The organism is Streptomyces sp. NPDC093984, from assembly GCF_044764595.1.
Lineage (GTDB): Bacteria > Actinomycetota > Actinomycetes > Streptomycetales > Streptomycetaceae > Streptomyces > Streptomyces cynarae.
The window spans coordinates 177,383-190,840 of the sequence record NZ_JBIWIM010000003.1; the positions used below are offsets into that span (position 1 = coordinate 177,383).

The window sequence follows — 13,458 nt, forward strand, 5'->3', positions numbered from 1 at the left end:
TGGAACACTGGTGCGGTGATCCGCCACGACGCTCTGGACCGCCTGCCCGTCCGTTCCGCCGTGCCCGCTCTTCGGGCCGCACTGGGCGAGCACGGGACGGCGGTGCTGTGCGCGCCGCCGGGCACCGGCAAGACGACGCTGGTGCCGCTCGCGCTGGCGGGGCTGCTGGGCGGCGGTCCCGCTCGGCGGGTGCTGGTGGCCGAGCCGCGGCGGATCGCGGCGCGCGCGGCGGCCCGGCGGATGGCGTGGCTGCTGGGCGAGAAGACCGGTGAGAGCGTCGGCTACACCGTGCGCGGGGAGCGGGTGGTCGGGCGTCACGCGCGCGTGGAGGTCGTCACGACCGGTGTGCTGTTGCAGCGGCTGCAGCGGGACCAGGAGCTGGCTGGCGTCGACGTGGTCGTGCTCGACGAGGTCCACGAGCGGCACCTGGACGCCGACACGGTCGCCGCCTTCCTGCTCGATGTACGCCAGACGCTGCGGCCGGAGCTGGAGTTGGTGGCTGCCTCCGCGACGACGGACGCGGAGGGCTGGGCACGGCTGCTGGGCGGGGCACCGGTTCTCGAGGCGGAGGGCGTGTCGTACCCCGTGGAGGTGGTGTGGGTACCTCCCGCGCGCCCTGTGCGGCCGCCGCACGGGATGCGGGTGGATCCGGCGCTGCTCACGCATGTGGCGTCGGTGGTGCGGCGGGCGCTGGCCGAGTGCGAGGGGGACGTGCTGTGCTTCCTGCCCGGTGTCGGGGAGATCGCGCGCGTGGCGGGTCATCTGGGGGATCTGGGCGGCACGGAAGTGCTCCAGGTGCACGGGCGGGCGCCGGCGGCCGTGCAGGAGGCCGTGCTGTCGCCGGGCTCGGCACGGCGTGTGGTGCTGGCGACGGCCGTGGCGGAGTCGTCCCTGACCGTGCCGGGGGTGCGGGTGGTCGTCGACTCCGGTCTCGCGCGCGAGCCGCGGGTCGACCATGCGCGGGGGCTGAGCGCGCTGACGACGGTACGGGCCTCGCAGGCGTCGGGTCGGCAGCGGGCGGGCCGGGCGGGGCGTGAGGCGCCGGGCCGGGTGTACCGCTGCTGGTCCGAGGCGGAGGACGCGCGGCTGCCGCGTTTCCCGGCGCCGGAGATCCGGCTGGCCGATCTGACGGCGTTCGCCTTGCAGGCGGCGTCCTGGGGCGACCCGGACGCGTCCGGGCTGGCGCTCCTCGACGCGCCGCCGCCCGGGGCGATGGCGGCGGCGCGGTCGGTGCTGACGGCGATCGGCGCGGTGGACGCGGCGGGACGGGTCACGGAGCGGGGCGTGCGGATGTCCCGGCTGGGACTGCATCCACGGCTGGCGCGGGCGCTGCTCGACGCGGCCCCGCGGGTCGGCGCGGAGCGGGCCGCGGAGGCGGTGGCTCTGCTGAGCGAGGAGCCGCCGCGGGAGTACGGCGACGACCTGGCGGCGGTGTGGCGGGCGGCCCGGCGCGGGGGCGACGCGTACGCGGCGCGTTGGAGGGAGGAGGTGCGCCGGCTGCGGGCCGCGGCGGGCGACGTGCCTGTCGGTACCGCGGAGGTGGGCGACGACCGGGTGGTGGGACTCGTCGCCGCGCTCGCCTTCCCGGAGCGGCTCGCGCGCGCCGACGGCGGCTCCTGCCTCATGGTGAACGGCACCCGCGCCGAACTCAGGGAGGGGTCGGGGCTGCGCGGTGCCCCGTGGCTGGCGGTGGCCGTGGCGGACCGGCCCGTCGGTGCGGGGCACGCGCGCGTGGGGCTCGCCGCCGTGGTCGACGAGGACGTGGCGCGGCGGGCGGCCGGGGCCCTGTACTCCACGGGCGAGGAGGTGCACTGGGCCGACGGGGACGTCGTCGCACGGAGTGTCGAGCGGCTCGGGGCCGTCGAGCTGGCGGCGCGGCCGCTGCGGGACCCGGCACCCGCGCTCGTACGTCGGGCCCTGCTGGAAGGGCTGCGGCAGGAGGGCTTCGGTCTGCTGCGATGGTCCCCTCGGGCCCGTGTGCTGCGGCAGCGCCTCGCCTTTCTGCGACTGCACCTGGGCGAGCCGTGGCCGGACGTCCGCGACGACGCGCTCCACGCGCGCGTGGACGAGTGGCTGGAGCCCGAGCTGAGCCGCGCCCGGCGGCGGGCCGACCTCGCCCGGATCGACGCGGGGCTGGCCCTGGCCCGGCTGCTGCCCTGGTCCACCGGGGAGGCCGCCCGGCTCGACGAACTCGCCCCGGAGCGGATCACCGTGCCGAGCGGGTCCGCGATCGGGATCGACTACGCCGACCCCGAGCGGCCCGTGCTCGCCGTGAAGGTGCAGGAGATGTTCGGGCTGCAGGCCTCGCCCGAGATCGCCGGTGTGCCCGTCGTCGTGCATCTGCTCTCCCCCGCCGGGCGGCCCGCGGCCGTCACCGCCGACCTCGCCTCCTTCTGGCGGGACGGCTACAGGGCCGTACGGGCGGAGTTGCGCGGCCGCTACCCCAAGCACCCCTGGCCGGAGGACCCGGCCACCGCGGAGCCGACCCGGCACACGAACGCGCGACTCAGGCGGTGACCGGCTCGACCTCCACGACCGCGGTGGGCTCCGGGTCGTCCGGACGGCGGCCGCGCGCCTCGAGGTAGAGGGACAGCGACAGCAGGGCGGCGCCGAGGATCAGGAAGCCCCACGGCAGGGAGGACGCCAGCAGCAGGATCAGCAGGCGGTTGTGCTTGACCAGGGCGACCGTCGAGGCGATGTAGTCCTCGCGCATCTTCACATGCCCCGCGAAGACCGTGACCCTGTCACGGCCCCCGAGGAGCGCGCCGCCACGCAACTCCTCTTTGTGGATCTCCTCGCCGTAGACGGGCGCGCCGGTCAGGGGTTCGACCCAGAACTTGCGGACCGTGGTGTACCAGCGGGTCGTGCCGGTCTTCGCCACCGACTCGGGGGTGATGCCCTTGACCGGCATGACCTTGGGGAAGGGGACCTTGGTCCACGGGATCGTCTGTTCGAAGTAATAGACCTTGACGCCCCGGAAGGTCCGCGTGTCCCGGTAGTGGATGGGGCGGGCGACGCGGGCTTGCGCGTCGAAGTACTCGTAGTCCCGCTTCTGGGTCAGGAACGGCCATTTGAACTCGATGCCGTCACGGTGGACGGGGTCGCCGTCGACCGTCTCGCCGGTGGCGTGGACCGGTTCCTGGCTGTGGGCGTCGAAGATGTACCGCTCCGGGATGCGGGAGACCATCGCGCCGTCGGGTCCCTGCACATAGGACAGGCCGTCCCAGACGACCACGTCCCGGCCCGCGTCCTTCTCGATCTTCTCAGCGGCCTCCACGTTCCCTCTGAGGGTCTGCACGATGACGACCTCGGGGACCGTGCGGGACGTCATGGTGCCGTAGTCGAGGAGTGTGGCGTTCTTCGCCTCGAGGACCATGGTCTGGTACTGGTCCGCGGGGACCTTGGCCAGGCGTGGGAAGGCGTACCAGCGCAGCAGTGGGGACAGCGCCGTGAAGAACACGGCGAAGGCGAGCAGGATCAGGCCGGCCTTGCGGCGCATCTCGCGTCCTCCCTGTGCGTGTCACGGATGACTGGGGACCGTCGTCAGCAGTGGTTTCGGGGACGTCGTGCCGGACGGCGAACCCAGCGTCGTCAGGCCGAACGCCAGGACGAACGCCGCGGCCAGGCCGATCGCGGCGGCGATGAGGGCACGCATGCGGGCCTCCCCGGGACGGCAGCCGGAACACGGCAACTGATGGACCGTCAGGTCCGGCACCGTAGCAACGGGCGCGCGAGATGAGAACAGGGCGCACGAAAAGGCGGCGGCGCCCCTCCATGGTGGAGGGGCGCCGCCGTCGTACGTTCCCGGCCGACCTTACGAGCTGGGGCTGGGGCTCGGGCTCGGGCTCGGGCTGGGGGACGCGTCGGGCGCCGCGACCTTCAGCTCGACCATCAGGGTGGCCTCGCCCGCGGTGGTGATGCGGAGCAGGAATGTGCCGGTCGTGTCGTCGGCGTACAGCTTCGGCAGCTTCAGCAGGCCGGCGGCATCGGTCTTGAGGCCCGTGAGGGTGCGTACGGTCTTGCCGCTCGCGTCCTTGAAGTAGGGGCCCTTGTCGTTCTCGGCCGGGTCGTCGGCCGACTTGACGAGGGTCGCCGTGGCCGCGACACCGTCCGCGACGGCGCCCTTGTACGTGGCCTTCACCTCGACCTGGTCCGCGAACTCACCGTTCGGCGTGCAGGTCAGCTCGGTGTCGCTGGTGCGGACGAGGGTGTCGGCCTGGCGTTCGACGACCGTGGCCGAGTAGTCGAGACCGGTGATCGTGCGGCCCACGACCAGGGCGCGGACCGTGAAGCCGCCGGTCTTCTGACCGGCGACGAGCGCGGGCGCGGTGGCCTTGCCCGAGCTGTCGGTGACGACGGCCGCGACGGTCTCCCCGCCGGTGAAGGCGGTGTCCGTGTCACCGATGATCTCGAACCGCACGCGAACCTTCGGCACGGCCTTGCCGGCCTTCGTGACGGCCTTCACCACGACCTTCCGGTCGAAGGTGTCGCCCGTCTTCGCGGAGAGCGTCCCGGTGCCGCTGTCGGCCAGGTGGTCCACCGTGTCGGTCGGGGTGGGAGCGGGCGGCGTCGACGTCGGGGTGGTGGGCTTGCCCGGCGACGGCGGGGTGGGGGTGGGGCTGGTGGTGCCGCCGGCGGGCTTGGAGGTGCCGGGCCTGCTCGTCTTCCTCGGCTTCGGGTCGGGGCTCGCACCGGAGTTCCGGTCGCTGCGGTGCGAGGGCAGGGTGCCGGTGCCGTCCGGGATCGAGTGGGTGCCCTTGCGGTAGTACTCGTACCAGGACAGAACGGTGTTCAGGTAGTCCTGCGAGTTGTTGTAGCTGAGAATCGCGGCGTTCATGTCGGCCTGCACCGACAGGTCACGGTCCGCGCGGCACAGGTAGTGCGCGGCGGCCAGAGCGGCGTCGTAGACGTTGTTGGGGTCCTTGACGCCGTCGCCGTTGCCGTCGCGGCCCGCCCACGCCCAGGTGGACGGGATGAACTGCATGGGCCCGACCGCACGGTCATAGGTGCTGTCGCCGTCGTAGGCGCCGTTGTCGGTGTCCTTGATGCTGGCGAAGCCGTTGCCGTTGAGGACCGGGCCGAGGATCTTCGTGTACGTGGTGCCGTCCGCGTCGACCCGGCCGCCCTCGGCCTGGCCGGACTCCACCTGCCCGATGGCGGCGAGGAGTTGCCACGGCAGATTGCAGCCGGGCTTGGAGCTCTGGAGTTCCGCCGCGGCCTTCTTGTAGGCGTCGAGGACGGTGGCGGGTATGCCGCCCTGCCCTGTGCCGGAAGGGCCCGTGGTGGGCGTGGCGCCGGGGTCGGGCGACTCTGTGGGGCTGTTGAGCGGGGGCAGGTCGGTGTAGTAGCCGCCGTTGCCGGTGGCGGTGTCATCGCCACTCACGTTGCCGGTCGTCTCGGGCGTGGACTGCGCGCCGGTGGCCTGTCTGCCCTGGTCGTCGGTGGTGGCCCCCGGAGCCTGGGATGCCGCCAGAGCCGCGACTGCGGCCGCGGCCACAGCGGTGGTTGCCGCCCCCTTGCGCAGCCTCCTGCCGAAACGCGCCGCCATTGAGTGAACCCCTCCCGTCGACGACCTGGTGTGTGCTGCTCTGTTGTGTCCGTGTGTTCGACCACGCACCCGTGCGCGGCGACCAAGTGACCCTACGACAACTTGCGACGCGCCGACACCGGTTGGTGCCCGGTTTTCACCAGTTGGTCATGTCCGCTTGGCGTGGACGCAGAAGCAGGGTGGGTCGCCTCACCTTTCTCATGCGTCCCTCATACTGGACGTTCGTGATCGCCGGGTGGTTGTGCTCGGTCAACATCTGCGGCGGGAGGCGTCGTGCCGTTCACCCTCAGCCATGCCGCGGCCGTCCTGCCGGCCGTACGCGGGGACGGGTCCGGACGCGGGCGGCTGGTACCCGCCGTTCTTGTCGCGGGATCGTTCGCGCCCGACATGACCTACTTCGCGGCGAGCGTGGTGTCCGGGGGCATGGAGTTCGGTACGGTCACGCACTCCTTCACAGGGGTGTTCACCGTCGATGTGCTCATCGCCTGGGCGCTGGTGGGGTTGTGGCTGGTACTGCGGGAGCCGTTGGTCGCGCTGCTGCCGCCGGCGGCGCAGGGGCGGGTGGCGGCGCTGGTGCGCTGCGGTACACCGCTGCGCAAGGTCTCGTTCCCGCTCATGGCCTGGTGGTACGTCTCCGCGGTGCTGGGTGCGCTGACGCATGTGGTGTGGGACGCGTTCACGCACATCGGCCGGTGGGGGGTACGGCTGTTGCCCTGGCTGACGCGGCCGATGGCGGGCACGCCGCGGTACACGTATCTGCAGTACGGGAGTTCGGCCGTGGCGGCCGTCGTGATCGCCGTGTTCCTGGCGGTCGCGCTGCGGCGGGCGTCCGCCGGTTCGTCGGCGGTGTCGGCGCTGCCGGTGCTGTCGTGGGCGGACCGGTGGCTGGCGGTGGCGGTGATCGGCGGGTGCGCGGCGGCGGGGGCGGTGCAGCGGGCGTCACGGTGGTGGGCCTACTGGGGAACCCACGCGAAACCGTGGGAGGTGATCCCGCCGACGTGCTTCGGCGCGGGCGCGGGCCTCGCGGTGGGGATGGCGCTGTATGTGACGGGCGTCAGGGCCCTGCGGCGCACGGCCGGGGACCGCCGGGGCACCGACCGGGAACCGGCCCGATCGGCGTCACGCTGATCTCCTCGGGGTGACGCGGGTGGCCTGCGCGGACGGGGGTGCCCGCAGGCTGACGACAGCTCTGCCCTCAGACTGCACCCCCACGGATCCCGGCCGAGCCCGCCAGGTCCCGGGCGTCGGGGAAGCCCCGGGCGGGGCCGGCGGGCCGCCTCGGCGGTGGCCGACCGACCCGGCCCGACTCCGCGGTGGCCGACCGGTCCCCGGTCAAGGTCACCCGCCGCTCCCCCGGAGACCGGGGCGACTCCGCTGACGCCCCGAGGCCGATCCCCCCGGCCCGTCGCGGACTAGTGCGCCGCCGACTCCCAGTCCGTCCCGTAGCCCACCGAGACGTCCAGCGGTGCCCGCAGCCGTACCGCTGCCGCCATCTCCCGGCGGACCAGCTCCTCCGTCTGCTGCCGTTCGCCCGGGGCGATCTCCAGCACGATTTCGTCGTGGACCTGGAGAAGCATCCGGGACTTCAGGTCCGCCTCACGCAGCGCCCGGTCCACGTTCAGCATCGCGATCTTGACGATGTCCGCCGCCGTGCCCTGGATCGGCGCGTTCAGCGCCATCCGTTCGGCCATCTCCCGGCGCTGGCGGTTGTCGCTGTTCAGGTCGGGCAGATAGCGGCGGCGGCCGAAGAGCGTCTCGGTGTAGCCCGTCGCCCTCGCCTCGTCCACCACACGGCGCAGATACTCCCGCACTCCGCCGAACCGCTCGAAGTACGTGTCCATCAGCGCCCGCGCCTCGGCCGCCTCGATGTTCAGCTGCTGGGACAGGCCGAACGCCGACAGCCCGTACGCCAGGCCGTACGACATCGCCTTGATCTTGCGCCGCATCTCCGCGTCGACCGCGTCACGGCCGACCCCGAAGACCTGGGAGGCGACCGTGGTGTGCAGGTCCTCCCCGGAGGTGAACGCCTCGATCAGGCCCTCGTCCTCGGACAGGTGGGCCATCACGCGCAGCTCGATCTGGCTGTAGTCCGCGGTCATCAGGGATTCGAAGTCCTCACCGACCACGAACCCCCGGCGGATCGCCCTGCCCTCGTCCGTGCGCACCGGGATGTTCTGCAGGTTCGGGTCCGTCGACGACAGGCGGCCCGTCGCGGCGACCGTCTGGTTGAACGTGGTGTGGATGCGGCCGTCCGTCGCGATCGTCTTGATCAGGCCCTCGACCGTCACCCGCAGCTTCGCCTGCTCCCGGTGGCGCAGCATGATCACCGGCAGTTCGTTGTCCGTCTGGGTCGCCAGCCACGCGAGTGCGTCCGCGTCCGTCGTGTAGCCCGTCTTCGTCTTCTTCGTCTTCGGCAGGCCCAGCTCGCCGAAGAGGACCTCCTGGAGCTGCTTGGGCGAGCCCAGGTTGAACTCGTGCCCCGCCGCCGCGTACGCCTCCTTCACCGCCTGCTGGACGGCGCCCGCGAACATCTGCTCCATGGTCTCCAGATGCGCACGGTCCGCGGCGATGCCGTGCCGCTCCATCCGGGCCAGCAGCGCGGAGGTGGGCAGTTCCATGTCGCGCAGCAGATCCGCCGCGCCGACCTCCCGCAGCTTCTCCTCGAACGCCTGGCCGAGGTCCAGGATCGCCCGGGCCTTGATCATCAGCGCTTCGGCCTCGGCGCCCTCGTCCGTGCCGAAGGCCAGCTGCCCGTCCGCCGTGGCCGCGGGCGCCAGCTCACGGCCCAGGTACTCCAGTGAGAGCGCGTCCAGCGCGAAGGAGCGACGGCCCGGCTTGACCAGGTACGCGGCGAGCGCCGTGTCCATGGTCACGCCCTGAAGGGACCAGCCGTGCTCGGGAAGGACACGCATCGCGCCCTTGGCGTTGTGCAGGACCTTCGGCCTGGCCGGGTCGGCGAGCCACTCCGCGAAGGCCCTCTCGTCGGCCTCGTCCAGCTCCGCCGGGTCGAACCAGGCCGCCGCGCCGTCGGCCGCGGCGAGCGCGATCTCGGCCACCGCGCCGGTGCCCAGCGCCCACGAGTCGACCGTGGCGAGACCCAGGACCTGTGCGCCGTGCTCGGTGAGCCACGGCTTCAGCTCGCCCGCGCCCAGCACCGCCCCGTCCAGCTCGACGCCGTCCGCCACGACCGGGTGTGCTTCGGCCTCCTCGGCCCCCGGGTCGACGGCGAAGAGCCGCTCGCGCAGCGAGGGGTTCCTGATCTCCAGGGTGTCCAGGACCATGGCGACGGCCTTGCGGTCGTAGGCGGCACGCCTGAGGTCGTCGACCGCCTTCGGCAGCTCCACCTGCCGCTCCAGCTCGGTCAGCCGGCGGTTCAGCTTCACCGACTCCAGGTGGTCGCGCAGGTTCTGCCCGGCCTTGCCCTTGACCTCGTCGACGCGCTCGACCAGCTCCGCGAACGAACCGAACTGGTTGATCCACTTCGCCGCCGTCTTCTCACCCACACCCGGGATGCCCGGCAGGTTGTCCGACGGGTCGCCGCGCAGGGCGGCGAAGTCCGGGTACTGCACCGGCGTCAGCCCGTACTTCTCGAACACCTTCTGAGGGGTGAACCGGGTCAGCTCCGAGACGCCCTTCGTCGGGTACAGCACCGTCGTGTGCTCGCTGACCAGCTGGAAGGAGTCGCGATCGCCGGTGACGATCAGCACCTCGAAGCCCGCTGCCTCGGCCTGGGTGGCGAGCGTGGCGATCACGTCGTCCGCCTCGTACCCCTCGACCGCGAAGCGGGCGGCGTGCATGGCGTCCAGCAGCTCGCAGATCAGCTCCACCTGACCCTTGAACTCGTCCGGGGTCTTCGAACGGTTCGCCTTGTACTCGGTGAACTCCTCCGAGCGCCAGGTCTTGCGGGAGACGTCGAACGCCACCGCGAAGTGCGTGGGCGCCTCGTCGCGCAGCGTGTTGGCCAGCATCGACGCGAAACCGTAGATCGCGTTCGTCGGCTGGCCGGTCGCGGTGGTGAAGTTCTCCGCGGGCAGCGCGAAGAACGCGCGGTAGGCCAGGGAGTGCCCATCCATGAGCATCAGCCGGGGACGGTCGCCGCCGGTGGTCTTGTCGGTCTGCTTCGATGCTGTCTCTGCCACGCCCCCGATCCTGCCACGCCCCACTGACACTCGGCCCCCGCCGTGGGCTCCTGCGGCGGCCGGGCGGGGCCACGCGGTGCGCGGGCGGTGCCGCAGCGCCTCGCAGGCCAGGCGCAGGGACCGGCGCCGCCCGTCGCTGCCGAGACTCCCGCACCGTTGCGTCGCTGCCGAGACTCCCGCACCGTTGCCTGTTCCGCAACCATTGCATGATACGGAACTATGACTTCTGTCCTCCCCACACTGCCGTCGTTGTCGGCAGCGCGTGCGAGGATCGGAGTCGTAGTTCACGGGTGCTGGTGAAGGAGAGCGCAGCGATGGCAACGAAGCCGCCCATGGGCGATCCGGTTCAGGACGCGCCGCAGGTCGCCGAGCCCAAGCACGCCGCGGCTGGGCTGCCGGCGATCGGGCACACTCTGCGCATCGCCCAGCAGCAGATGGGCGTGCGCCGCACCGCGCTGACCCTCCTGCGCGTCAACCAGAAGGACGGCTTCGACTGCCCCGGCTGCGCCTGGCCCGAGCCGGACCACCGGCACAAGGCGGAGTTCTGCGAGAACGGCGCGAAGGCGGTGGCGGAAGAGGCCACCCTGCGCCGGGTCACCCCCGAGTTCTTCGCCGCGCACCCGGTGACCGACCTCGCCGGCCGCAGCGGCTACTGGCTGGGCCAGCAGGGGCGGCTGACGCACCCCATGTACCTGCCGGAGGGAGCGGACCACTACGAGCCGGTCACCTGGGAGCGTGCCTTCGACATCATCGCCGAGGAGATGGCCGCCCTCGACTCCCCCGACCAGGCCGTCTTCTACACCTCCGGCCGCACCAGCAACGAGGCCGCGTTCCTCTACCAGCTGTTCGCCCGCGAGCTGGGCACCAACAACCTGCCCGACTGCTCGAACATGTGCCACGAGTCGTCCGGCTCCGCGCTCTCCGAGACGATCGGCATCGGCAAGGGCAGCGTCCTGCTCGAGGACCTCTACAAGGCGGACCTGATCATCGTCGCCGGGCAGAACCCCGGCACGAACCATCCGCGCATGCTCTCCGCCCTGGAGAAGGCCAAGGCGAACGGCGCGCGGATCATCAGCGTCAACCCTCTGCCCGAGGCGGGCCTGGAGCGGTTCAAGAACCCGCAGACGCCCAAGGGCCTCACCGCGGGCGCCGCGCTCACCGATCTGTTCCTGCAGATCCGCATCGGCGGCGACCAGGCCCTCTTCCGCCTCCTGAACAAGCTGATCCTCGACACTGAGGGCGCGGTCGACGAGGAGTTCGTCCGGGACCACACCCACGGCTTCGAGGAGTTCGCGGAGGCCGCCCGCGCCGCCGACTGGGACGAGACGCTCACGGCGACCGGGCTCGCGCGCGAGGAGATCGAGAAGGCCCTGCGGATGGTCCTCGCCTCGCAGCGCACCATCGTCTGCTGGGCGATGGGCCTGACCCAGCACAAGCACTCGGTTCCCACCATCCGCGAGGTGGTCAACTTCCTGCTGCTGCGCGGCAACATCGGCCGCCCCGGCGCGGGCGTGTGCCCGGTGCGCGGTCACTCGAACGTGCAGGGCGACCGCACGATGGGCATCTTCGAACGGCCCGCGCCCGCCTTCCTGGACGCCCTGGAGAAGGAGTTCGAGTTCGCGCCGCCGCGCGAGCACGGCTACGACGTCGTCCGCGCCATCCGCGCCCTGCGGGACGGCGAGGCCAAGGTCTTCTTCGCGATGGGCGGCAACTTCGTGGCCGCCTCCCCCGACACCGAGGTGACGGAAGCCGCCATGCGGCGCGCGCGCCTGTCCGTGCACGTGTCGACGAAGCTGAACCGCTCGCACGCGGTCACCGGCGCGCGCGCCCTGATCCTGCCCACCCTCGGCCGTACCGAGCGCGACCTCCAGGGCAGCGGCGAGCAGTTCGTCACCGTCGAGGACTCCATGGGCATGGTGCACGCCTCCCGCGGCCGTCTGGACCCCGCGAGCCCGCACCTGCTCTCCGAGCCGGCCATCGTGTGCCGCCTCGCCCGCCGGGTGCTCGGCGACGGCAGCAAGGTGCCGTGGGAGGAGTTCGAGAAGGACTACGCGACCATCCGCGACCGCATCGCGCGCGTGATCCCCGGCTTCGAGGACTTCAACGCGCGCGTGGCCCGCCCGGGCGGATTCGCGCTCCCCCACGCCCCCCGCGACGAGCGCCGCTTCCCCACCGCCACCGGCAAGGCCAACTTCACGGCGGCCCCCGTGGAGTACCCGAAGCTGCCCGAGGGCCGGCTCCTGCTGCAGACCCTGCGCTCCCACGACCAGTACAACACCACGATCTACGGCCTCGACGACCGCTACCGGGGGATCAAAAACGGCCGCCGCGTCGTCCTGGTCCACCCCGAGGACGCCCGTGCGCTCGGCGTGGCGGACGGCTCGTACGTCGACCTGGTCAGCGAGTGGAAGGACGGCGTCGAGCGGCGCGCCCCCGGCTTCCGCGTCGTGCACTACCCCACCGCGCGGGGCTGCGCGGCCGCCTACTACCCGGAGACCAACGTGCTGGTCCCGCTGGACGCCACCGCTGATACGAGCAACACCCCCGCGAGCAAGTCCGTGGTGGTCCGCCTGGAACAATCGGCGACCGACTGAGCGTTTGCTCAGCCACAGTCGAGTGACCGATCACCACGAACGGAGCCGTGCCCCATGGGCGAGCAGCACACCGTGAAGTTCCCCCAGGAAGTCGTCGACGAGTACGCCGCGCTCGGCGTCGACCTGCCCGCCCTCTTCTCCGCCGGGCACCTCGGCACGCGGATGGGCGTCCAGATCGTCGAGGCGTCCGCAGAGCGCGTCGTCGGCACCATGCCGGTGGAGGGCAACACCCAGCCGTACGGACTGCTCCACGGCGGCGCCTCCGCCGTCCTCGCCGAGACCCTCGGCTCGGTCGGCGCCATGCTGCACGGCGGCAGCTCCAAGATCGCCGTAGGTGTCGACCTGAACTGCACCCACCACCGCGGGGTGCGCTCGGGCCTGGTCACCGGCGTGGCCACACCGGTCCACCGGGGGCGCTCCACGGCGACGTACGAAATCGTCATCAGCGACGAGAGCGGCAAGCGCGTGTGCACCGCCCGCCTCACCTGTCTGCTGCGCGATGTGCAGCCCGGCGACGAGGCGCACCTGCGCACGGCGGACTGAGCGGCGAAAGCCCGTGGCCCGCACGGCCGTTGCCCTCGGGCACCCGGCGGCCTGGCGTCATGGCATGGGAACGGGAGGAGTCCCCCGGCCGGGGCCGGCGGCGTACGGAGTCTGGCTCGGCCTGGCGCTGCTGACGAGCGCGGTGGCCACCGACTGCGGCAGCTCCTGCTCCGGCGAGGCGAAGGGCACCGAGCACACCGTCTCCACTGCGGCGCCACCGCAGGCCACTCCTCACGAGGTGTTGTGCGCGCGGAACGTCGCCTACGGTCACGCAAGGTACTGGACACCCAGACGTACGGCGACTACCCGTCCATGGGGCTGCATGACGGCCAGTACGAGATCCTCCGGACGGTCGTGGACGCCGCGCGAGCCGAGAAGAGGCGTCAAGGTGCCACAGCGGCCGAGAAGTCGAATCACCGTCACGCCCGCGAGGATTGCGCCGCCTGGCATCGCGCCGGGGGTCCGGGCAAGGGCTCGTGGGGTTGAGCAGCATAGGCCCCGTCGAGGGCACGCGTGCGGGGGACGCGGATCCGCGCGATGCCCCCAGGTCCGTATTGGACCTCTGGCCCGGCTGAACGACCGGCACCGCCATGCGGCTCTCACGGCCGCGGCAGCCGCCGTCCTCCTAGTGGGC

Annotated in this window: 8 protein-coding genes; 4 read left to right on the forward strand and 4 right to left on the reverse strand. The window is 72.2% G+C overall.

What is annotated here, in order from left to right; genetic code table 11:
* Positions 1-15 precede the first annotated feature (15 nt).
* Positions 16-2,517, forward strand: a complete 2,502-nt coding sequence (gene hrpB / locus ACIRC0_RS13015; protein ID WP_403615147.1) for an ATP-dependent helicase HrpB — start codon at positions 16-18, stop codon at positions 2,515-2,517.
* On the opposite strand, the gene ACIRC0_RS13020 is transcribed toward hrpB, so the two are convergent.
* The 3 genes from ACIRC0_RS13020 to ACIRC0_RS13030 all read right to left on the reverse strand — a co-directional run bounded on the left by ACIRC0_RS13020 (position 2,507) and on the right by ACIRC0_RS13030 (position 5,548).
* Positions 2,507-3,499, reverse strand: a complete 993-nt coding sequence (locus ACIRC0_RS13020; protein WP_403615149.1) for a DUF3068 domain-containing protein — start codon at positions 3,497-3,499, stop codon at positions 2,507-2,509. The genes hrpB and ACIRC0_RS13020 overlap by 11 nt on opposite strands.
* 21 nt (positions 3,500-3,520) lie before the next feature.
* Positions 3,521-3,655 carry an SPW_0924 family protein gene (locus ACIRC0_RS13025; protein WP_403615151.1) on the reverse strand — a complete coding sequence of 45 codons (135 nt, stop codon included), beginning with the start codon at positions 3,653-3,655 and terminating at the stop codon, positions 3,521-3,523.
* 159 nt (positions 3,656-3,814) lie between these two features.
* Positions 3,815-5,548 (reverse strand): lytic transglycosylase domain-containing protein, encoded by a 1,734-nt coding sequence (locus ACIRC0_RS13030; protein WP_403615153.1) that lies wholly within the window; start codon positions 5,546-5,548, stop codon positions 3,815-3,817.
* A gap of 273 nt (positions 5,549-5,821) precedes the next feature.
* On the opposite strand from ACIRC0_RS13030, the gene ACIRC0_RS13035 reads away from it, so the two are divergent.
* A complete protein-coding gene (locus ACIRC0_RS13035) occupies positions 5,822-6,676 on the forward strand; it encodes a DUF4184 family protein (RefSeq protein WP_403615155.1) in 855 nt (284 codons plus the stop codon).
* 284 nt (positions 6,677-6,960) lie between these two features.
* Here ACIRC0_RS13035 and polA read toward each other — a convergent pair whose 3' ends face one another.
* Positions 6,961-9,687: a DNA polymerase I gene (gene polA / locus ACIRC0_RS13040; RefSeq protein WP_403615157.1), complete on the reverse strand. Its 2,727-nt coding sequence runs from the start codon at positions 9,685-9,687 to the stop codon at positions 6,961-6,963.
* 314 nt (positions 9,688-10,001) lie between these two features.
* On the opposite strand from polA, the gene ACIRC0_RS13045 reads away from it, so the two are divergent.
* Complete coding sequence (locus ACIRC0_RS13045) at positions 10,002-12,281, forward strand: FdhF/YdeP family oxidoreductase (protein WP_403615159.1); 2,280 nt, start codon at positions 10,002-10,004, stop codon at positions 12,279-12,281.
* A 54-nt stretch (positions 12,282-12,335) separates the two neighbouring features.
* On the forward strand, positions 12,336-12,824 hold the full coding sequence (locus ACIRC0_RS13050) for a PaaI family thioesterase (RefSeq protein WP_103839648.1): 489 nt from the start codon (positions 12,336-12,338) through the stop codon (positions 12,822-12,824).
* Positions 12,825-13,458 lie beyond the last annotated feature (634 nt).